23 protein-coding genes are annotated in these 22139 nt (G+C 36.8%); 9 read left to right on the top strand and 14 right to left on the bottom strand.

The genetic code is table 11. The features are described from left to right. Positions 1–48: 48 nt before the first annotated feature. Together ACZ1GR_RS10605 and ACZ1GR_RS10600 are read left to right on the top strand one after the other, a co-directional pair. Complete coding sequence (locus tag ACZ1GR_RS10605) at positions 49–531, top strand: very short patch repair endonuclease (protein ID WP_472608955.1); 483 nt, start codon at positions 49–51, stop codon at positions 529–531. Positions 532–563: 32 nt separating this feature from the next. Further along, positions 564–1718, top strand: a complete 1155-nt coding sequence (locus ACZ1GR_RS10600; protein WP_472608954.1) for a methionine aminotransferase — start codon at positions 564–566, stop codon at positions 1716–1718. 1 nt (position 1719) lies between these two features. On the opposite strand, the gene ACZ1GR_RS10595 is transcribed toward ACZ1GR_RS10600, so the two are convergent. From ACZ1GR_RS10595 to ACZ1GR_RS10585, 3 genes are all read right to left on the bottom strand, one after another. Then, positions 1720–2874: a serine hydrolase domain-containing protein gene (locus ACZ1GR_RS10595; protein ID WP_472608953.1), complete on the bottom strand. Its 1155-nt coding sequence runs from the start codon at positions 2872–2874 to the stop codon at positions 1720–1722. Between the two features lies 1 nt (position 2875). Continuing rightward, entirely contained in the window at positions 2876–3391 is a 516-nt protein-coding gene (locus ACZ1GR_RS10590) for a GNAT family N-acetyltransferase (RefSeq protein WP_472608952.1), read from the bottom strand. 314 nt (positions 3392–3705) lie between these two features. Next, positions 3706–4083 (bottom strand): hypothetical protein, encoded by a 378-nt coding sequence (locus ACZ1GR_RS10585; protein WP_472608951.1) that lies wholly within the window; start codon positions 4081–4083, stop codon positions 3706–3708. 640 nt (positions 4084–4723) lie between these two features. Here ACZ1GR_RS10585 and ACZ1GR_RS10580 point away from each other — a divergent pair. Further along, on the top strand, positions 4724–6472 hold the full coding sequence (locus ACZ1GR_RS10580; protein ID WP_472608950.1) for a PAS domain-containing hybrid sensor histidine kinase/response regulator: 1749 nt from the start codon (positions 4724–4726) through the stop codon (positions 6470–6472). Here ACZ1GR_RS10580 and ACZ1GR_RS10575 read toward each other — a convergent pair. The 7 genes from ACZ1GR_RS10575 to trhO form a co-directional block, all read right to left on the bottom strand. Then, the gene (locus tag ACZ1GR_RS10575) at positions 6464–7117 is read right to left on the bottom strand and encodes a 3-oxoacid CoA-transferase subunit B (RefSeq protein ID WP_472608949.1); all 654 of its coding nucleotides are present in this window, start codon (positions 7115–7117) and stop codon (positions 6464–6466) included. The two genes, ACZ1GR_RS10580 and ACZ1GR_RS10575, sit on opposite strands and share 9 nt — an antisense overlap. Positions 7118–7150: 33 nt before the next feature. Continuing rightward, positions 7151–7504, bottom strand: coding sequence for a four helix bundle protein (locus tag ACZ1GR_RS10570; RefSeq protein WP_472608948.1), 354 nt, complete (start codon positions 7502–7504; stop codon positions 7151–7153). A gap of 28 nt (positions 7505–7532) precedes the next feature. Next, complete coding sequence (locus ACZ1GR_RS10565; protein ID WP_472608947.1) at positions 7533–8237, bottom strand: CoA transferase subunit A; 705 nt, start codon at positions 8235–8237, stop codon at positions 7533–7535. A gap of 9 nt (positions 8238–8246) precedes the next feature. After that, entirely contained in the window at positions 8247–10574 is a 2328-nt protein-coding gene (locus tag ACZ1GR_RS10560; protein ID WP_472608946.1) for a penicillin-binding protein 1A, read from the bottom strand. 2 nt (positions 10575–10576) lie between these two features. Continuing rightward, a complete protein-coding gene (locus tag ACZ1GR_RS10555) occupies positions 10577–11074 on the bottom strand; it encodes a gliding motility lipoprotein GldH (protein WP_472608945.1) in 498 nt (165 codons plus the stop codon). Further along, the gene (locus ACZ1GR_RS10550) at positions 11055–12218 is read right to left on the bottom strand and encodes a PSP1 domain-containing protein (RefSeq protein WP_472608944.1); all 1164 of its coding nucleotides are present in this window, start codon (positions 12216–12218) and stop codon (positions 11055–11057) included. The genes ACZ1GR_RS10555 and ACZ1GR_RS10550 overlap by 20 nt, the downstream gene beginning before the upstream one ends. A gap of 104 nt (positions 12219–12322) precedes the next feature. After that, positions 12323–13354 carry an oxygen-dependent tRNA uridine(34) hydroxylase TrhO gene (gene trhO / locus ACZ1GR_RS10545; protein WP_472608943.1) on the bottom strand — a complete coding sequence of 344 codons (1032 nt, stop codon included), beginning with the start codon at positions 13352–13354 and terminating at the stop codon, positions 12323–12325. Positions 13355–13615: 261 nt separating this feature from the next. Between trhO and recA the strand changes: the two genes are divergently transcribed. From recA to ACZ1GR_RS10525, 4 genes are all read left to right on the top strand, one after another. Further along, on the top strand, positions 13616–14623 hold the full coding sequence (recA, locus tag ACZ1GR_RS10540; RefSeq protein WP_472608942.1) for a recombinase RecA: 1008 nt from the start codon (positions 13616–13618) through the stop codon (positions 14621–14623). A gap of 73 nt (positions 14624–14696) precedes the next feature. Further along, positions 14697–15116 (top strand): hypothetical protein, encoded by a 420-nt coding sequence (locus ACZ1GR_RS10535; RefSeq protein ID WP_472608941.1) that lies wholly within the window; start codon positions 14697–14699, stop codon positions 15114–15116. A gap of 43 nt (positions 15117–15159) precedes the next feature. Next, complete coding sequence (locus ACZ1GR_RS10530) at positions 15160–15696, top strand: RNA polymerase sigma factor (protein ID WP_472608940.1); 537 nt, start codon at positions 15160–15162, stop codon at positions 15694–15696. 11 nt (positions 15697–15707) lie between these two features. Then, a complete protein-coding gene (locus ACZ1GR_RS10525) occupies positions 15708–17246 on the top strand; it encodes a hypothetical protein (RefSeq protein ID WP_472608939.1) in 1539 nt (512 codons plus the stop codon). A gap of 94 nt (positions 17247–17340) precedes the next feature. Here the strand turns inward: ACZ1GR_RS10525 and ACZ1GR_RS10520 are convergent, their stop codons facing one another. Then, the gene (locus ACZ1GR_RS10520) at positions 17341–18081 is read right to left on the bottom strand and encodes a lysophospholipid acyltransferase family protein (RefSeq protein WP_472608938.1); all 741 of its coding nucleotides are present in this window, start codon (positions 18079–18081) and stop codon (positions 17341–17343) included. A gap of 56 nt (positions 18082–18137) precedes the next feature. Between ACZ1GR_RS10520 and ACZ1GR_RS10515 the strand changes: the two genes are divergently transcribed. Together ACZ1GR_RS10515 and trpS are read left to right on the top strand one after the other, a co-directional pair. Continuing rightward, complete coding sequence (locus ACZ1GR_RS10515) at positions 18138–18380, top strand: GlsB/YeaQ/YmgE family stress response membrane protein (RefSeq protein WP_472608937.1); 243 nt, start codon at positions 18138–18140, stop codon at positions 18378–18380. A gap of 87 nt (positions 18381–18467) precedes the next feature. Then, positions 18468–19436: a tryptophan--tRNA ligase gene (trpS, locus tag ACZ1GR_RS10510; protein ID WP_472608936.1), complete on the top strand. Its 969-nt coding sequence runs from the start codon at positions 18468–18470 to the stop codon at positions 19434–19436. A gap of 37 nt (positions 19437–19473) precedes the next feature. On the opposite strand, the gene ACZ1GR_RS10505 is transcribed toward trpS, so the two are convergent. The 3 genes from ACZ1GR_RS10505 to dprA all read right to left on the bottom strand — a co-directional run bounded on the left by ACZ1GR_RS10505 (position 19474) and on the right by dprA (position 22121). After that, on the bottom strand, positions 19474–20235 hold the full coding sequence (locus ACZ1GR_RS10505; protein WP_472608935.1) for an FKBP-type peptidyl-prolyl cis-trans isomerase: 762 nt from the start codon (positions 20233–20235) through the stop codon (positions 19474–19476). A gap of 66 nt (positions 20236–20301) precedes the next feature. After that, a complete protein-coding gene (locus ACZ1GR_RS10500; RefSeq protein WP_472608934.1) occupies positions 20302–20640 on the bottom strand; it encodes a GIY-YIG nuclease family protein in 339 nt (112 codons plus the stop codon). Positions 20641–21017: 377 nt separating this feature from the next. Further along, a complete protein-coding gene (gene dprA, locus ACZ1GR_RS10495) occupies positions 21018–22121 on the bottom strand; it encodes a DNA-processing protein DprA (RefSeq protein ID WP_472608933.1) in 1104 nt (367 codons plus the stop codon). Positions 22122–22139: the final 18 nt, after the last annotated feature.

Below are 22139 nucleotides of genomic sequence, written 5' to 3'. Positions count from 1 at the left end.
AACATATGAATCCTGCTCCCATCCGAGCAGGATTTTTTATTTTTAAATATGCCTAGGAAATATTCGGAAGAGCGTATTAAAGTCCCTCGATTCAATGAGAAATCTGGTTTTTACACCACCCCTCAACGCTCAAAGATTATGGGCAAAATCAGGGGTAAAAATACCAAGCCCGAACTTGCTTTTAGAAAAGCGCTATACGCGGCAGGTTACAGATATAGAATCGATTATAAAAAACTAATAGGCAAACCCGATATTGCCTTAAAAAAATACAAAACAGTTATTTTTATAGATGGTGAATACTGGCATGGTTATAATTGGGGAAAACGTAAGCCTAAAATAAAGACCAACCGTGTGTTCTGGATTGCCAAGATTGAGCGAAACATGCAACGGGACAAGGAAGTTAACCAAGAGCTTCTGGAATTAGGTTATACCGTATTTCGCTTTTGGGAAACGGATATAAAAAAAGAATTGGATAACTGTCTTCAAAAAGTAATCCTCCATTTAGAAGCGGTACAACGACAAATTAAATAAAATAAGGTAGCTTAGTTAACTAATTTTTCGCCATGATTACAGCACCAACCGTAAACTCTAAACTCCCAGATGTTAAAACGACAATTTTCACGGTTGTAGGTGACTTGGCCAGAAAACATGATGCCATTGATCTATCACAAGGGTTTCCCAATTTTGAAGCTGACCCAGAGCTCATAGAACTTGTCAGCAAAGCAATGAGAAACGGGCACAACCAATACGCAGGCATGAAAGGGCTTCCAGAGCTGCGCGAGATACTATCCGATAAGATTAAAAAACTTAATGGCCATCACTATTCCCCTGAAAACGAAATTACGATAGTAGCAGGTGCTACTCAAGCTATCTATACCGCTATTACAGCTTTCATAAATGCTGGTGACGAAGTAATTGTTCTGAAACCTGCATACGATTGTTATGAGCCTGCCATTAAAATCAATGGAGGCCTTACCGTTCATGTAGAACTGGATGCACCTGACTATGAAGTAGATTGGGAACTCTTTAAAACCAAAATAACTGCCAAGACCAAAATGGTAATCATAAATACGCCCCATAACCCCATAGGTCGTATTTTTTCAAAAAACGATATGTTACGGTTACAAGAAATTCTACGTAGTACCAATATTATTTTATTGAGCGATGAAGTGTATGAGCATATTATTTTTGATGGTGAAATACATCAAAGTGTCTCACGTTTTAAAGATTTGGCTTCTAGAAGCATCATATGCTCCTCTTTTGGAAAGACCTTTCATGTTACTGGTTGGAAAATCGGTTATTGCGTAGCTCCCCAAGAGCTTATGCATGAATTTCAAAAAGTACATCAATTTAATGTGTTTTGTGTACCCAGACCCGTACAACATGCTTTGGCTACATACCTTGAAAAAGAACACCACTATTTAGAGTTAGGTGCTTTCTATCAAAAGAAACGGGATTTCTTTTTAGATGCCATTAAAGATTCACGTTTTAAATTTACCCCTAGCCAAGGTTCATTTTTTCAAATTTTAGATTATTCGGAGATTACAGATGAGAAGGATGATGAACTTGTAAGGCGTCTCATTCTTGAACATAAATTGGCAAGCATTCCGGTTTCAGAATTTAATTTAAACTACAGAAACGATAAAATGCTACGTTTTTGTTTTGCAAAAAAAGAAGAAACACTTCAACAAGCGGCCGATATTTTAAATAAAATATAGCCTATTTTAAAGAAGCATTCACCTTTGCCATGAACTCATCTATTTTATTAGGTTCTAGCCAACGGGTAACCACGACCAAATCGTTCTCTTTATCAACGACGATAAAATTACCCCCAAAACCTGCGGCGTAGTAGATGTTCTCTGAAAGCCCTTTCCAATGGCGACTTCCTTTTTTGTTCAGCCACCACATATAACCATAGTTTACATTGGGTATTGAAGGTGTAATGGCTTTTGAAATCCATTCTTTACTTAATAATCGCTCATTTTTCCACTGACCCTCATTTAAAAATAACAGTCCGAAACGTGCCATATCTTCTGTAGAAATAAATAAACCCGCCCCAGAATGGCCTCCTCCGGTAACTGATTTCATTTGTACTCCGTCAATTTCCGTCCATGCATGGTCATACCCGTGCCAACGCCACGTTGTAGAAGCATCTATTTGGTCCATTAAGTTTTCTTTTAAGACCATGGGCAAAGGTTTACGCCAAACATGAGTTAAAGAATAAGCCAAAACATTTACACGAACATCATTATATTCCATAACCGTTCCCGGTTCTTTTGGTCTTTCAAATTTCCAATCGTCGACACCTCCTTCTCTTGGTGGCCTGTCCCCCCAATCTTTTCCTCCCCATAATTCTCCAGACCATGCAGAATTTTGTTGTAACAAATGTTCCCAAGTAATTTTTGAATTGTGCTCACCATTAAAGGTACCGTCCCAAATATAATTTTCGACTTTATCATTTGTATTCGCTATCAATTTTTTATCTACGGCTAGACCGGCAACGGTGGATAAAAAACTTTTGGTAACGCTAAAGGTCATATCAACTCTTTTAGTATCGCCCCAAGAACCTACCAAATAACCGTACTTTAAAATCATACCTGCTGGGCCGCCTCGCTTTTTAGTGGGGCCTAAGATTTCATGAAAAGGCTCGCGTTCAAAACCCTTTAAAATAGCAATACGCAAATCTCTTGAGCCAGAATATTCATTATTCTTGGCGAACTCAATAGCTTCTGAAAGCTTTTCACTATTGATATTTAGCGTTTGGGCGCTTTGTTCTTCCCAAATTTCATTGCGCTCAGGAAAGTAGTACTCCTGCCCGCAGAGAAGATTAAACGTCAACAGTATTGTTATACAACTCAGGCTTAACTTATTCATGTTATAGTTCTTTTCGCATTAACCAATCGGTTTGTTTGTCGTTTCCGATGTAATAGGGATGTGTATCAAACTTTACAAAACCATGTTTCTGGTAAAAACGAATGGCATCTAAATTATGTTCCCACACTCCAAGCCAAATATATTGTTTCTCTTTTTGTCTTGCGATTTTTAAAGCCTCTAACAGTGTTTTGGTACCTAAGTTCTTTCCTTGATGTTTATTAATAATATAGATGCGTTGCAATTCTATACCCTCTGACTGTTTTAATTCGCTTTGGGCATCGAACTCATTTAATTTAAAGTACCCGATTAGTTGTTTCTCTAAATAAATGAAGAAGAAATGAGAAGCTTTGGTATTTAGTTCCCTTTTTAAAGTGGAATGAGAAAATGCTTTATGAATATAATCTTGAAAATCGCGTGGATTGTTCTGTACTGCAAAGGCATCTGTAAAAGTCTCGCGGGAAATTTTAGAGAGTACCGGTACATCTTTCTCTCCACATTTTTGAAAATCCAGTTCCATATAACTAATGTAACCCAAATGCGAATAATGAAAAAGGGCAACATCGATGATGTTGCCCTTTTTTACTTTTTACAGGTAACTTTATAGCATAAATAGCTTTCTAGTAAGAACAAATAGTGCTTTGTAAAAATGACCTTTGCTCTTTTTGTTTTCGTTACCTGTAGCTTCATTGTTGATTTGGGATGCCATAATTTTTGGATTTAATTGGGATTAAGATTGAGGTGTAAGTTGGCTCGGGGGCGGTTTTAAGAAATTTTATTATGTAGGTTACTAATGCCATAATTGAAAAATTTGGGGGTTCTTGTTCTATTTTCTTAATCATTGAATATTTCTTCTGGATATTTATCTCTGATCGCAACTACATTTCCTTCTATTGCTCGTAAGACGGTATCTTCCATTCTAAAGTTTATTCTCTTTAACTCACCAGCATTGTAGTTCAATGTGTAAATGCCATTATCATTGCTCCAGTTATAATCCATTTCGTAAACTACTTGACCATTTTTATAACCATGAAAGCGACCTTTATACAGGTCATTAAAAATCCATTCTTGTGCGTCAACATTTTCGCCTTCGATGGTTATAGTGCTTTGAAGTTGATTCATCCAAATACCAAGGATAGGGTCATCGGTCGTTTCAACTTCAGAGCAACTAAATAATAAACAACATAATAGCATTGTAATCGTAGGTTTCATAATGTAGGTTTTGGCGCGATTTGGGGTTCGCAAGATTTGTTGATACAAACCTACATTCAAATAGGAGTAAAATATAATATATGTTGTGAATGCATCAAAAATGTAGTCTTATTCCTACATTTTTGATGTGTATTATCGACAAAGTGTACAACTTCTTCGTTTTATGACACTATTAAGCAGACAAGTATTTTCACTTTGGCGTATAAAAAAAGGACAAGATTTCTGAAAATCTTGTCCTTTTAAAATAATTGAAATGATTTGTTATAACATAAAAAGCTTTTTTACTAAAAGTGCAAAGCCAGCATAAAAATCATTACGATATACCTTGATTTCTTCTTCAATAGGCATATGGTTAAATTCTGATGTCATGGGGTAAATTTTAAGTGGTTAATTTGGGTAAATATTTTGTTATATCAAAACTAAACAACAAGTATTAATAGTTAAAATTTATGTTGTGAATTTAATTTAGGTTGTTGTAAATGGAACTACAAGTATGTTTTGATAGCTTAAATGAGTTCTTACCTATATCCATCCATCGATATTTTTATTCTTACGCCGATTAAATAAGGTGCATAAAATATATCATTGTAATATAGGAGTCCCAAGCAAGTCTTACTGCTTATTTAACACCTACATGCATATGAGTTATGATTTGAATCCTTTATTAAAAAAGCAATTGTTCGAATTCGACAGCTTCAAAAACGGGTTCGAAGACTTTCCATCTTTTTTACAAAAAGTAAATGAATCTTACCTTTCTTTAGAAACTTCTATAAAGCAGCTCGAACAGTCGCTTGAGATTCATAGAAAACAAAAAACGCACACCAATCTTAAGATCGAGAATATTACACGGAATGCAAACAATGCCGTTGACAATATTACCGAAGTAGTCTTTGAAATTGATTTGGCAGGAAATTGGATTTACCTGAATCAAGCTTGGGAAAAATTAACTGGGTTAAAGGTCATAGATTGTCTTGGGGAGCCTTACTCAAAGTATCTTGGTATTCTAAAGCCAAAAGACAATCTAGAATTAAGCAGATTAATAAATAGCAGTTTTAAATCGTATTGTAAGGTGTTGGAAATCCATCCTAGCAATGGCGAACCGCATTGGCTTGATGTAAGTATAAAAACGATTTTTTCACTTTCTGGTGAACCCACAGGCTATATAGGCACCATATGTGATATTACTTCGCAGAAAAAGGTAGAGCTTTCTTTGCTCCAGGCAAAAGAAAAAGAAATTCTGGCCAATAAGGCCAAAGATGAGTTTTTATCGACCATATCACATGAAATTAGAACTCCGTTAAATGCGGTAATAAGCACTTCACATTTACTTCTTATAGAAAACCCTCATAGTTCACAATTAGAAAATCTAAATATTCTTAAGCATTCTTCGGAACATTTGCTTTCATTAGTGAACGACGTGCTAGACTTTGGAAAAATAGAAAGTGGTAATATTGAACTGGAAAATGTTGAGTTTAACTTTTCTAATGTCATCAATAGTTTTTTATCGACTTACTTAAATATTGCCGAAGAAAAAGAAATCAATTTTTCAGTAAATAGAGATTATGGTATTCCTGAAATTTTAATAGGCGATGCTACCCGACTAGCACAAATTTTAAGAAACCTAATAAGTAATGCCATAAAGTTTACCTCATCTGGCGGGGTTGTGCTTAATATCAAAAAAAGTAAGAAAACCAGTAAGCATGTAACTTTAAATTTTGAGATAATAGATACGGGTATTGGCATTTCAGCAAGTGAGAGACAAAAGATCTTTAATTCGTTTACACAAGCCAATACAACTACAGCCAGAAAATTTGGAGGCACTGGTTTAGGACTTAGCATTTGTAAAAAACTATTGCAATTGATGGGCAGTAAAATTAACTTACAAAGTGAGCCCGGTATAGGGTCTATTTTCAGTTTTCCTCTGACTTTTGAAATTGGTAGTGAAAATCAACATCAAAAACATCTAGAAATTCAAGAGAACAACTCAAATAAGTCACTAAGAGGGCTATCTGTTTTAGTTGCCGAAGACAATAAAGTAAATTGCCTTGTTTTGCGAAAGTTCTTGTCTAAGTGGGATGTTTCTTTTGAAATAGCAACTGATGGTAATGAAGCAGTTGAAAAATATGAAAATGGCTCGTTTGATTTGATTTTAATGGATATTATGATGCCAAATATGAACGGTTTTGAAGCAACCAAAACAATTCGGAAGTTTGATTCCAATATACCGATTATAGCTTTATCAGCTGCAACTGCGGTGCATATGGAGAAAGAATACGATGAAGTCGGAATGAACGGTCATATTAGCAAACCTTTTAATCCTAATACCTTATTTAGCACCTTAAAGAGAATGCAAACCATAGGATATAAAAAAGTCGATTATTTAAATTAGCATTTCAGGCACATTTCCTTCTATCAAAAGATTTCCTTCGGTAGCATTTTTAATTTCTTCAACAGAAACTCCTGGTGCACGTTCTAAAAGTTTAAATCCTTCCTTAGTAACTTCCAACACCGCTAGGTTGGTAACTATCTTCTTAACGCATCCTACTCCTGTTAGCGGTAGGCTACATTTTTTTAGAAGCTTAGAATGACCTGCCCTATTGGTGTGCATCATGGCTACAATAATATTCTCTGCCGAGGCAACCAAATCCATCGCACCACCCATACCCTTGACCATTTTTCCAGGTATTTTCCAATTAGCTATATCGCCGTTATCGGCAACTTCCATAGCACCTAAAATGGTAAGGTCTACATGTTTACCTCGAATCATGGAAAAGCTCGTAGCCGAATCAAAAAATGATGCCCCAGGTAATGTTGTTATGGTCTGCTTGCCTGCATTAATGATATCTGCATCTTCTTCACCTTCAAATGGGAAAGGTCCCATTCCCAGTACTCCATTTTCACTTTGAAATTCTACACTAATATCATCGCGTACAAAATTGGCGACCAAAGTTGGTATGCCTATACCAAGGTTTACATAATAACCGTCTCGTACTTCTTGTGCGATTCGCTTTGCGATTCCGTTTTTATCTAACACTATTCTTAGTTTGAAGATTTTTTAATTTGAAAATTATGGCTTCTTGGAAGAAGAAATAATCTTACTTATAATTTTGATAATTACGTGCAACTCTTTAAATAATGTTTCGTCAGGTGAAGGATAAAATTCAGAACCCTCACATAACTTCAACCAATATTCCAACTCATCTGCTTCCTTCGCAGATATTTTAAATTTATGTATAAAATCTCTCTTACTCTCTGCATTTTGAGCCTCACGTATATTTGCGCCAATTGAAGTTCCACTTCTAAAAATTTGAGATGCCATTTCAAATTTCTGAAAAGAACGAAGTTCTTCAGAGAATTTTATAACCTTAAGTGCAAAAGCATACGTAAGATTTACAATTAAATTCTCCTTATCATTCCTCATCGCATTTTCAAATTAGAAAATCTTCAAATTAATCCATTCTTTCTCTTACAGTTCGCTGTTCTATTCGTTTCTCATATTTCTCTCCTTGAAAAATGCGTTGTACAAAAATTCCCGGAATATGAATTTCGTTTGGGTCTAAACTTCCAGCAGGAACCAATTCCTCGACCTCAGCAACTGTAATTGCAGCCGCCCCGCACATACACGGATTAAAGTTTCTTGCCGTTCCCTTGAAAATTAAATTTCCTGCTTCATCACCTTTCCAGGCCTTCACAAATGAATAGTCTGCTTTAAATGCAGGCTCAAGCACGTACATTTTACCATCAAACTCCCTTGTTTCTTTTCCTTCGGCTACTTCAGTGCCATAACCCGCAGGGGTATAAAAAGCTGGAAAACCTGCCTGGGCGGCCCTACATTTTTCTGCAAGTGTTCCCTGAGGGGTAAGTTCTACTTCTAGTTCTCCACTTAACATTTGGCGTTCAAATTCATCGTTCTCCCCGACATATGAAGAAATCATTTTCTTAATTTGATGTTTTTGAAGCAGCAGCCCTAATCCAAAATCATCGACTCCAGCATTATTGGAGATACATGTGATATCTTTTATTCCTAATCGTACCAATTCTGTAATTGCATTTTCAGGAATTCCACAAAGACCAAAACCACCTAACATAAAGGTCATTCCGTCTTGTACTCCTTCAAGAGCTTCAGAAACATTAGAAACTACTTTTTTTATCATCGTTTTGTATTAAAAATCCAGGTCTTCAAGATCATCTTCGGTATCCAAATCATCTTTCATCTCTTTGATGATTTTAGTACAGTCAACATTTATGGATAAATTCGAAGGTTTTTCAAAAGCTTCTTTTGAAACACCCAAGGCTTCGTTGGCATAATTGGCTTTCATATACAAGCCCCAAATAGGCAACGCCATAGATGCTCCTTGTCCATAAGCCAGACGACTAAAATGTGTAGATCTTTCTTCACCACCTACCCATACACCAGTTACCAAGTTAGGTACCATACCCATAAACCAACCATCACTTTGGTTTTGCGTAGTACCTGTTTTACCGGCAATCGGATTAGTTAATTCATAAGGATAACCAGTAACAACCTCTTTATAAACCTGATTATTTTTATTAAAGGTATGTCTTAATCTCCCTCCTGAACCATATTGTGTAACTCCTTCCATAAGATTGACCATTGCATATGCAACATCTTTACTTAGAACATCTTTGGTTTCCGGCACATACTCGTATAAAACTGTACCATACTTATCCTCAATTCTGGTGACCACGACAGGCTTTACATAGACCCCTTGATTGGCAAAGGTACCATAAGCTCCTACCATCTCAAATACATTCATTTCGGGTACGCCTAATGCTATAGCGGGTACTTCTAGGATATCTCTAGTTATACCCATACTTTTTGCAATTCTTGCTACCGACCCTGGGCCTACCTGGTCTATTAACCTTGCCGTTATCGTGTTTACAGAATTTGCCAATGCTTGTTTAAGTGTCTTATTTTTACCCGAGTATTTCCCGTCCGAATTTTTAGGGCACCAAGACTCCATATTACCATGTTTCCCGGCCTCAATACAATATTGAGTGTCCGGCAAAGAATCACAAGGTGAATATCTTAGCTGATCAATGGCCGCTGCATATACAAAAGGCTTAAAAGTAGATCCTGCTTGTCTTGAACCTTGGATTACATTATCATACTGAAAATGCTTATAATCAGTGCCCCCTACCCAAGCTTTTACATGGCCCGTTTGCGGTTCCATCGACATCATGGCCGTCCGTAAAAAGGTTTTATAATAACGGATAGAATCCATAGGACTCATCACCGTATCCTTTTCGTATGAATCGCTGTTCCAATCAAAAACGGTCATATTTATCTTCTTTTTAAAAGAAGCCCTGATTTCGTTTTCAGATTTACCCTGTGCTTTTAAAGCTTTCCAACGAGAGGAAGTTTTAATGGCCCGTTCTATAATGTTGTCTATTTCAAACTTCTCTAAATCTAAAAATGGGGTTGTAGGATTTCGTTCTTTCGTATTCTGTACAAAGAATTCGGCCTGTAGTTTTTTCATGTGTGCAACTACAGCTTCTTCGGCATTCTTTTGCATTCTCGAATCAATCGTGGTATAAATTTTTAAGCCGTCGAGGTACATATTGTAATCTTCACCGTTGGGCTTTTTATTTTCTTTAATCCAATTTTTTAACCAGCTTCGTTGCAGATACATTCGTAAATACGTCGCTAAACCTTCTTTATGGGATTCAGGACTAAAATTCAAGTCCATCTTTAACTGTTGTAAAGAATCCTTTTCCTTATCTGAAATGTAACCGTATTTGGCCATTTGCCCTAAAACCGTATTTCTGCGATTAAAGACAAGTTCTTCTCTTCGTAAAGGATTAAACAACGAAGAATTTTTAAGCATTCCTACCAACATTGCCGATTCTTCTGTCCTTAATTCATTTGGTTCTTTCCCAAAATAAATTCTAGCAGCGGAACGAATACCGTCTGCAGCGTATCCAAAATCGTAAATGTTAAGATACATTGCAATAATCTCCTCTTTGGTATAGTTACGCTCTAACCGAGTAGCTATTACCCATTCTTTTATTTTTTGGGTATACTTGGTCCAGTCTTTTGCTCTGATTCCAACAAACAATTGTCTTGCCAATTGCTGCGAAATCGTACTTGCGCCACCTTTTTTTCCTAGATAAGCAAATGCCCTTAAGGTTCCCCTGGCATCAATACCAGCATGATCGTAATATCTTGCATCTTCAGTTGCGACAAGTGCATCGACTAAATTTTTTGGTAATTGATCAAAAGCAACCGGAGTTCTATTATCATCTAAATAGAGTTTTCCTAAGGTTTCTCCATCTGACGATATAAATTCGGTAGCCAGATTTGTTTGCGGATTTTCTAAGGTTTCGAAGGTGGGCATTTCCCCAAATGCTTCCCAAGAAGCCAATAAAAATACTAATGCCACTAATGCAATTCCGGAACCAAATAAAATCCAAAACCACTTAATAAATTTGAAGAATCCGCTGTTCTCCTTTTTTTTAGCCTTTGCCATAGCTATTTTGTTCTTTTACTAATTTCAACTCCGACATCGGTAATCCCAGTAAGGTTAGAGATGCCATCAACTTTTCCGTTTTGCCTCATTGCATGCGAAATCTTTAGTTTATATACGCCCGAATCTGGAAAAACGATGTTTTCACGATACCAAAGTTTATTTTCCTTTACACTGCCAAAACCCTTACCCAACCAACTGCCATCTGGCAGCGCCATCTCATACTCTAAAGTATCCGATACCGTTTCTCCACCGGGATAATTCAACTCAGTGATTAAAAAAAGATTGCTGTATTGAAAATTATTGTCGTTTCTAAGGTTAAGATATACATCATACCGTTCTGATAGATCCAAATCAGAAAAACTAAACTGTACGGTATCTTCTGCTTGCCAAACCCCTTTGTATAATTGTTTGTACTCAGAATAGGCAGTTTGTGTTTCACATGAACTTACCAAGGCAAAAACACCACTAAAAAGAAGATATTTAAGATTTCTTATGTGCATTTTGTTTGTTTCTTCTTCGCTTTTTATTGTGATTCCTCTTTTTGTTCTTTTTTGGTCTATCAAAACGGTTTAGACTGTCTTGCCCAACTACATTTTCAAAGACCATTTTTTCTTCGGTTACTGTTTCGACCACATACTGCTCAAGGCTGGCAACAGATTCCTTTTTCTTATTCTTTTCAATTATCTCTTGAACCCTCTCTTTACTTAAAGCATGCCAATTAGAAGGGTCGTTTTTGTAAGAAAACCAAAGCGTTTCTTTAAAAATATCAGATTTTTGACAAAAGGCAACGCCTTTCTCGGTATGCAGTTTTGTGTCTTGCCCCGGGAAATCTTTTAAAGCATCAAGATACATATCCAACTCATAATTCAAACAACATTTTAGCTTTCCGCATTGCCCTGCTAATTTCTGCGGATTTAGTGCCAATTGCTGATATCTTGCCGACGACGTACTTACCGATCTAAAATCATGCAGCCAGGTTGAACAGCACAATTCTCGCCCACAAGAACCGATACCGCCCAAACGCTGGGCCTCTTGGCGATATCCAATCTGGCGCATTTCAATACGAATTGAAAAGGCCTTGGCCATATCTTTAATTAACTGACGAAAATCAACACGGTCTTCGGCAGTATAGTAAAAAGTAGCCTTAGATCCATCACCCTGAAATTCCACATCACTGAGCTTCATTTGTAGGTTCAGCGAAATCGCAATTTCTCTGGATCGTTTTTGAATTTCGGCTTCTTTATCACGGCATTTTTGCCAAATATCGATATCTCTTTGAGAAGCTTTTCGGTATACTTTTGGTAAATCTTGGTCGGTAGGGTCTACTTTTTTTCGTTTCATTTGAACCTTCACCAGCTCGCCTGTTAAGGTTACTATACCAACATCATGACCAGACTTTGCCTGAGTAGCGACTACGTCTCCAATCGCTAACGATAGGCCTTCGGAGTTCCTAAAAAATTCTTTTCTGCTATTTTTAAAACGGACCTCTACACAGTCAAAAGGTTTTTGCCCATTGGGCAAAGACATGTTAGAAAGCCAATCAAATACCGTGAGTTTATTACAACCATCAGTGCCACAAGTGCCATTATTCTTGCATCCCCGCGGCTGCCCATCCTTGCCGGTTGAACAACTGCTACATCCCATACTTTATATATTGAATTAAGAAAAAAGCCAGAGCAATTTCTTAATAAGGGTTCATAAATTAACTAGAAGTAAATATACATATAAAATGTGGCAGGAAAGAAATCTTACTTTTTAAACTTCAACACCTCTGAACGTCCTTTTTTAAAGATTTTATTACTGGCATGTTTTCCTTTACGAAGCTTTTTTTGTTCCTCATAAGGTAGGGCGTGAATTTCTTTACAATCATCTGAGCAACAATTGTTCATAGCTATAGCACATTCCTCACATTGAATAAACAATAAATGGCAAGCTTCATTGGCGCAATTTACATGTTCGTCACATGGTTTTCCGCATTGGTGGCAATTGGCAATGATATCTTCAGATATACGCTCTCCCCTTCTATGGTCAAAAACAAAGTTTTTGCCTAAAAACTTGTTTTCCAGCTTCTTTTGATTGACCTGACGGGTATATTCTATAATTCCACCTTCCAACTGATATACTTGTTTGAATCCCTTGTGTTTATAATAGGCACTGGCCTTTTCACAACGTATGCCCCCTGTACAATACATGACCAATTTTTTATCTTCTTTGTGGTCTGCCAAGTCTTTTTCTATAATATCCAGCGAATCACGAAAAGTATCGACATCGGGTGTTACCGCATTTTTAAAATGCCCAATCTCACTTTCATAATGGTTGCGCATGTCCACAAGCACCGTATCCGGGTCTTCAATCAGTTCGTTAAAACGCTCCGCATTTACATGAACTCCCTTGTTGGTCACATCAAAAGTCTTGTCGTTAAGACCGTCAGCAACTATTTTTTGACGCACTTTTACTTTTAACTTCAAAAACGATTTGTTGTCTTGCTCTATTGCAATATTCAGTCGTACATTTTTTAAAAAAGTAATGCTGTCCAAATGTGTTTTAAAAGCATCGAAATTCTCTGCAGGTACAGAAAGCTGGGCATTTATGCCTTCATGGGCAACATAAATTCGCCCTAACACTTCTAAAGCATCCCAGTTAATAAAAAGATGATTTCTGAAAATTTCGGTATTACCGATGTGTGCATATTTATAGAAAGAGATAGTAAGCCGGTCTTTACCTGCTTCTTCTATTAATTTCTCTCTTTCTTTTGCACTTAATGTATTGTACAGTTGCATGCTATACTAATATTTTAAGTTTTAAAGTGTCGCAAAAATAGGAATTAAATAAAAAAGGCGCACCTCGCTTTCGGGTGCGCCTTTGACCACTAACATTTCTTTTTCATAGATAAAATAAGATACTGTGGTCTCAAAAAGTTTTAGAAACTATTTGACAATTATTTGAATTAGCTACCTAAAGGATGTAAACCTTTTAAAAAGGTTGCGTTGCCATTTTTAAATGCAAAAGAAATGGTATTTTAGTCGTCTAATTTTTGAAACATGGCTAACGAGAACGAGGCAAAATTAAAAGCATTAAAATTAACATTAGATAAGCTTGATAAAACATACGGTAAAGGTGCCGTTATGAAACTTGGTGACAGTGTAATAGAAGATGTCGAAGTCATATCTTCTGGCTCTTTAGGTCTGGATTTGGCCTTAGGTGTAGGAGGTTATCCAAGAGGAAGGGTAATCGAAATATATGGCCCGGAATCTTCGGGTAAGACAACTTTGACATTACACGCCATAGCTGAAGCTCAAAAAAATGGAGGTATCGCCGCCTTTATTGATGCAGAGCATGCTTTTGACCGTTTTTACGCCAAAAATTTAGGAGTCGACATTGATAACCTCATCATTTCGCAACCCGATCACGGCGAGCAAGCGTTAGAGATTACGGAGAATCTAATCCGTTCTGGGGCAATCGATATTGTTATCATTGATTCCGTTGCCGCTCTTACACCCAAAAGTGAGATTGAAGGGGAAATGGGTGACTCTAAAATGGGTTTACATGCACGATTGATGTCTCAAGCCCTCAGAAAACTAACTTCCACAATTAGTAAAACGCACTGTACCGTTATTTTCATTAACCAATTACGTGAAAAAATCGGAGTGATGTTCGGTAACCCCGAAACTACTACAGGTGGTAACGCACTTAAATTCTATGCTTCTGTTAGATTAGATATTAGACGTTCTACACAAATAAAAAGCACCGATGGTGATGTTTTAGGAAATAAGACCCGTGTAAAAGTAGTTAAGAACAAAGTTGCTCCGCCATTTAAAACAGTGGAATTCGACATTATGTACGGCGAAGGTATTTCTAAAGTAGGTGAAGTCTTAGATCTAGGTGTAGCCTATGAAATTGTAAAGAAAAGTGGTTCTTGGTTCAGTTACGGTGACACCAAATTAGGTCAAGGACGTGATGCCGTAAAATCACTTTTAGAAGATAATCCTGAATTGGCCGAAGAACTTGAAGAAAAAATACGCGAAGCCATAACTACACTAAAAGAGTAATTTAAATCACAAAAAACGTCTTAAACGCAACCTTTCTGGGCAAAACGCATCTTACTACTTGAAATTAAAGCCTATGAAAAAAGTAATTTTAGCACTGTGCTGTGCGTTAGCAATTCTCAGCAGTTCTAGTTGCTCGCTAGATTCTGATGAACAGAACTTTCAATTTACTGTTTTAGAAGTGGTAAGTGCTGATTTTCCCGAGTCTTTTGACCACAATGGAATACATGAGATTGAAGTGACTTTTACAAGACCCAATGACTGTACGTTTTTTGAAGGTTTTGAGGTGACCTCACCAGAGACCACCACTAGAATTGTTTCTACAATCGGCACAATACTTGAGAGTGATTCCTGCAACGATTCCTTAGAAGAAGTAAGTGCGACCTTTAGATTTCGAGTGGATTATACGGATACCTATTTATTTCGATTTTATTCGGGAACGGATGAGGCTGGTAACGCCACATACTTGGAATATGAGGTGCCCGTAATGCAATAAAAGACGATAATAATCTTAGTGTTAAATCTAACCAACAAATAGCTTGAGTCTTGAAAAACTCATAAATAACTGTAAACAGGGCAATCGACGGGCTCAAGAAGAACTCTACCGCAAATACTCGGGAGTGCTTTTTGGAATGTGCCTAAAGTATTCACGGAATAAAACAGAAGCTGAAGACAGTCTTCATGACAGTTTTATGACGATTTTCGACAAAATTGATCAATTTACGAACAAAGGTTCTTTTGAAGGTTGGATGAAACGGATTACCGTAAACACTGTTCTACAGAAATATAGAAAAGAGCAGCATTTGAATGTAGTCTCTGAAAACATGGGAGATGAAGAGGTAAGCATTGAAAGTGAGCATTTAGATAATATTAATCTCTCTACATTACTGAATTACATTCAAGAACTGCCCAATAAATACCGGCTCACGTTTAACCTTTATGTTCTTGACGGCTATTCTCACAAAGAAATCAGTGAGCTTTTAGGAACATCAACAGGAACATCAAAATCTAATTTGGCGAGGGCCAAAATGATTTTAAAAGAAAAAATTGAAAAAGAAAATATAAGCATAGCTTAATTACATTAAGTATGGAAAAAAAGAATTTAGAAAAACTCTACAAAGAGAAGTTGAAAGACTTCAGGCAGGTTCCTGACGAGAATGTTTGGGAGTCTATTGCCACTTCCTTGGATAAGAAGAAAAAGAAAAGGGTAATTCCGCTCTGGTGGAAACTGGGTGGGGTTGCCGCATTATTGGCATTATTTGTCTTTGTGATAAATCCTTTTGAATCAGCTATTCCTAAAGATCAAACCACAAGCACGGAAAAAAATACGGACCAAAATCCTGAGAAGAATACACGTAATCAAAAAATATCGAACGATTCTATTGAAATCATTAGAACGGAAAATGAACCCAAACTTGCAGATACCGAAAAAGCCGGACAAACTAATGAAACAAACAACACTCAAATAACAACCATACAATCTTCACAAAAAGATAACGTGAATGAAGCTGCAGGCCAACAATTTGCCAACACTAAAACGCAAAAAGACCAACAAAAAGAAAGTGTAAAGAATAAAGGAAGAATTCTTGTTGCAGAAAATGAGTCCTCTAACGAAAAGGCACTTAAAAAGGATAACAATCAAATAGATTTTAATAAATCACTACCTAATAATTCTAAAAACAGTGAAGTAGCAACCACTATTGATACTAAAAAAGAAAAGGTCGACACCGACCTTTATAAAAAAGAAGCTTTAGATAAAGAATTATCAAATACCAAAGAAGCTGTTGCCAAAACGGCTGTTGATTCTCTGGATTTAGAAAAAGGCAAAAAATCGATTTTCGACGCTATTAAAGAGAAAGAAGATCAAGAAGAGGTTGCTGAAGTAGAAACCAAGGAAAATAAATGGTCCGTTGGACCTTCTATTGCCCCGGTGTATTTTGATGCCGTGGGACAGGGTTCACCTATCCATTCAAATTTTGTAGAAAACTCAAAATCTGGAAACATTAATTTGAGCTACGGTTTAACGGTTGCCTATGATTTGGGCAAAAGACTAAAAGTTCGTTCGGGAATTCATAAGGTAGATTATGGTTACGATACCAACGAAATTGTTTTCTCATCGTCAATAGCGGCAAATAGTACTGGCACTATAGATAACATTAACTTTTCTCAAAGTTCAAGAACTATTGTGGTTCAAAGCAAAAAAGCTACTTCTAATGAATTATCCAGTCCGAATGCGAGTGATTTTGCAGCCCAAACTCCAGAAAGAGATGGTATTATGTCTCAGCAACTTGGCTATTTAGAAGTTCCTTTAGAATTAAACTATACCCTAGTGGATAAGAAAGTTGGTGTAAATCTTATAGGAGGATTCAGTTCATTATTTCTTGTAGACAACTCGGTTTCATTACAGTCTGAAGGTCTGGTAACCGAAATTGGTGAGGCCAATAATGTGAATAGCGTCAATTTCAGTGGAAACTTCGGATTAGGATTCAGTTATGAATTCTCTCCAAAAATTCAAATAAACTTAGAGCCGGTTTTTAAATATCAGTTGAACACCTTCTCGCAAACAGCAGGTAGTTTTAATCCTTATTCCGTTGGTATTTATAGTGGTGTTAGGTTTAACTTTTAATGTTATGATAAGGCATTAAAGTTTAAAAAGTTGGTTAGGAAGTGTCGCGCTAGCGGCATCCGAAAACACCTCGCAATTGCTACGAGGTGTTTTTTTATGCGTTTTTAATCAGTTCATCCAGTATTGTTTCCCTGACCTCTTCCCTAATTGTCGATGTGTCTTCCGTACCCAAAATCTGGGTATCCACAAATTTGTGTACCTTAACCCTAAGTCGCCCAGGGCCACCGCTAAAAAAGGTCCAAGAAAAGCGCTTCTTACAATCTAAAAAAGTAATTGGAACAATTGGTATATTATGTTTTATTGCCATACGGAATGCGCCATCCTTAAAACTATCGAGTGCCACATTTTCATCGGGCACCCCACCTTCGGGAAAAATACATATGCTTAAGCCCTGGTTCAGCCTGTGTTGTACGCGGCGATAAACAGCAGTTCTACTTTTAGGGTCATGACGGTTCACCAAAATACAGACCCGTTTATAAAAAAACCCGAATAAAGGAATCTTCGCCAGCTCCTCTTTGCCGACAAAAACAAAAGGATTTTTACTGACATAAAGCATCAACATAATGTCTAGCATACTAGTATGGTTAGCTGTAAGCATATAGCTTTTCTTCTTGTTAATTTCTTCTTCTAGTTTTACTTTCGGAAAACAAAACATACCGAAGAGTATCGTTTTTGCCCAAATGTTTCGAGCCAACCAAAAGAACTGTGGGTAGGTCTTTTCAGAAATCGTTGTAACCAATAAAAAAGGAAAGCATATGACTATTGGTAGGGCTACTAAGATGTAGAACCATATTCGGTATAGGGTATATCCTATATTTCTAATGAATTTAGACACAGGCAAAAATAGAATTTTTGACTATCTTTCTGATACTAACCTTAAAAAACAAAAAAATGGGTCTTTTATATGCTTTGTTAATCGGTGCTTTAGCAGGATGGCTGGCCGGAAAAATTATGAAAGGTGGTGGTTTTGGCGCGCTGATTAATATTATTTTAGGAATAGTTGGCGGGGTGGTAGGAAATTGGCTTTTCGGCATACTCGGAATATACATAGGCTCAGGTATTATCGGTGACCTGGTTACAGGGGTCATTGGTGCTGTTGTAGTTTTGTTCGTTGCCGGACTCTTTAAAAAATAAGTCACATCTATTAATTACTACAAAGCGGCTAAAAGCCGCTTTTTTTATATCCTTCGGATTGTTACTTTTACCACTTCAAAATACTACATGGCACGAATCTTAACAGGAATTCAGAGCACCGGTGTTCCACATCTAGGAAATATTTTAGGTGCAATAATGCCTGCCATTGCTATGGCAGAAAACCCAGCCAATGAATCTTTTCTTTTTATTGCGGATATGCATTCGCTTACACAGATAAAAAATGGCGAAGAACTACGAAAAAACACCTATGCTACCGCTGCGACCTGGCTTGCCTTTGGTTTAGATGTTGAAAAAACCGTATTCTACCGCCAAAGCGACGTTCCTCAGGTTACGGAGCTATCTTGGTATTTAAGTTGTTTTTTTCCATACCAGCGTTTGACTCTTGCACATTCCTTTAAGGATAAAGCAGACCGTTTAGAAGATGTAAATTCTGGATTGTTCGGTTACCCTATGCTTATGGCAGCCGACATTTTGTTGTATGATGCCAATATTGTACCTGTTGGTAAAGATCAGTCGCAACATTTAGAGATGACCCGTGATGTGGCTTCAAGATTCCACAATCTTTTTGGTGAAACCTTTGTAATGCCCGAGACGAAACTTCAAGAAAGCACCATGTATGTTCCTGGAACGGACGGTGCAAAAATGAGTAAGAGCAAGGGTAATACCATCAATCTTTTTCAACCGGATAAAAAGTTACGCAAACAGTTAATGGGCATTCAAACGGATAGCACACCTATGGAAGACCCCAAGGATCCTACGAACGATAATGTATTTGCCTTATACAAGTTACTCGCCTCACAAGAACAGATTGAAGAGATGAGTGCCAACTACCTAGCCGGAAATTATGGCTATGGTCATGCCAAACAGGCCTTATACGAGGTTATTCTTCAAAAATTTGAAGAACCCCGTGAAAAGTTCGACTATTACATGAACAACCTGAACGAAGTTGATGAGGCTTTGGCCATTGGTGCCGATAAAGCCAAAAAAGTAGCGAATGGAGTTCTAGAAAGAGTGAGGAGTAAGATTGGGTATTAAGCCTCCCCTAACCCCTCCAAAGGAGGGGGATTAATTGTTATTTATCTTCTATAGCCAATAATTCCATTTCAAAAATAAGAGCAGAATATGGGGGAATTAAGCCATTAGCTATGTTTCGTTCTCCGTATGCCAAATCTTGAGGTATAAAAACTCTCCATTTAGACCCTACTGGCATAATCTGAAGTGCTTCTTGCCATCCTTTAATAACTTGAGTAACGCCAAAAACAGCTGGTTCACCATCTTCTAAAGAACTATCAAACACTTTTCCATCAATCAACATTCCTGTATAATGAACTTTTACCTTATCAGAAGCAATTGGGATAGTACCATCGCCGTTAGTCAAAATCTCATATTGCAATCCACTTTCTGTTGTAATTATATTAGATTTTTTGCTGTTCTCTGCCAAAAAAATAATGCCTTTTTGATTTCTAATTTTATTTTCTTGTTCTTTAATAAGCTTAACTGTACTGCTAACAGTTTTGTTAACGACACTGTCTTCCATCTTTTCGGAATTATTGATTGCGTCTTTCAAACCTTTAGCAAATAAATCATAAGAAATAGTATCGATACCGATAGACCTTACTTTTTGTCCAATTTTGATACCATAGGCATAACTAAAACTTTGCAAACTATCCTTCTTATCTAAGATTTTGGCATTTTTAATATTCGCTAGTTCTGCGTTGACACCAGACAATTGAAGCTTTAGCCCATCAATTTCTTTGATCAAATCTTTCTTTTTTTGACTAAACCCTATAAAACCAAAAAAGAATATTGAAATAGCTAGAATAACTTTATTCATCTGAATTGTCTTGATTAATATGTGATGATAAAACTACGATTTATTGTGGAAAAGGTCTTGATTTTGTCATTCTGAGCGTAGCGAAGAATCTTTATAGGGAAAAATCTCTTCTAAAAAATTCATTTCTGGATTAATTGTTTTAATCAGGTCGATTTTTTTATTTCTAACCCAACCTTTTATCTCTTTTTCCCTTTTAATAGCCTCTTGTACCCATGTAAATTTTTCATAATACAATAAATATCTGCATTTGTATTTTGCCGCAAAAGTTTTTGTTCCTTCGTCAATATTTAACTGATGTTGGTGTAATCTTTTAGCTAAATGATTGGTCATGCCAGTGTATAATACTGTCTTATTTTTGTTTGTTATAATGTATACGTGATATACGTGCCATCCTTCATTATTCATAAGCTTAAATTAAAAAAAGATTCTTCGCTACGCTCAGAATGACAAATTAAACAGTTTAGCAACAAATCCCTTCCTAAATTTTCACAACCAATAATTTGCTAGTTAAACCTTGAATCTTGCATTTTCTCGATTCTTACGCTTAAAGGCATAATTCCTTAAAATTCATGTATTTCAAACTGGTAATGGCATTAAGGTATTTCATCTAAATACAACCCTTTTTTCAAATCCAGAGTCTACTTGATTTAAGCTTCAAATAAATGGTTTTCAGATAAATAATAGTTAAAAGGTCATAGAATAGAGCTGAAAAGTCGTCTAAAATAGAATGCCTTTTCTGTCTACAAACTATCGATAAAAGGGAAATCAAGGTTGGTTCTGAATTATATCGCTTCGAACAATTTACCGGGCAACGGACGAATCGCTCCTTTCATCTCCATATTCAATAACATGGCCGAAACTTTAAAAATTGGCAACTTACACTCCAAAGCAACGGTATCCAGTAGTTGTTTGCCGTTCATTTGCAAGTACGAGTAGATTGACTGTTCTGTTTCATCAAGCTCAACAAACAATTGTTTTTGAACAGGCCCTTTTTGCTGCTCATCGACCTGCCAGCCCATTAAATAGACCAATTCTGCCGCTGAGGTCAGCATTTGGGCCTTTTGCTGTTTGATCAAATTATTGCAGCCCACGCTATACTTATCGGTAGTTCTTCCGGGTACTGCAAAAACATCTCTATTATAGCTATTGGCAATATCCGCTGTAACCAAACTGCCTCCTTTTTCGGCAGATTCTACGACTATGGTAGCTTCGCTCATACCAGCAATAATACGGTTTCGTTTTAAAAAATTCTCTCGATCAGGGCTACTTGTGCTCCAAAACTCCGTTAAAAAACCACCGTTCTTCTCAATTTGAGCGACATATTTCTTATGTACCTTGGGGTAAATTTGGTTTAACCCATGTGCCAAACAACCAATAGTTTGTAGGTTGTGTTCCATTGCGGCACGTTGAACCGTAATATCTACACCATAGGCAAAACCACTAACGATTATTGGGTCTAAGGGCGCAATCGCCGAAATAAACTCTTCGCAAAATGCCTGCCCGTAGCTGGTAATTTTTCGTGTACCTACCACACTAACAATTTTTCGGTCTTTTAAATCAATATTGCCCGATTTAAAAAGTAAAATAGGGCCGTCGATACAATGCTTTAAGTGTTTGGGGTAGTCTGGTTCAAGAAAATAAGCATAAGCAATATTATTTTCTTGAATGAATTTTAACTCTGCCTCGGCCGCTTCTAAATGCTCCGTATCATATAAACTCCGAATAGTATAAGTGCCTATACCGTCTATTTTAAGTAACGTTCCCCCTTTTTCCTTGAAAATTGCCTGGGCGTTACCACATCTATCCAACAATTTTTTGGCATTTACATCTCCTATATTAGGTATTCGCTGTAATCGAAGTAGGGCAATTAGTTCATTCTCAGACATCAATTCTGCAACTTGAGT

The organism is Croceitalea sp. W27 (assembly GCF_055693185.1).
Note: the sequence above shows the minus strand (reverse complement) of the source record. Positions and strands in the feature narration are given on the sequence as shown.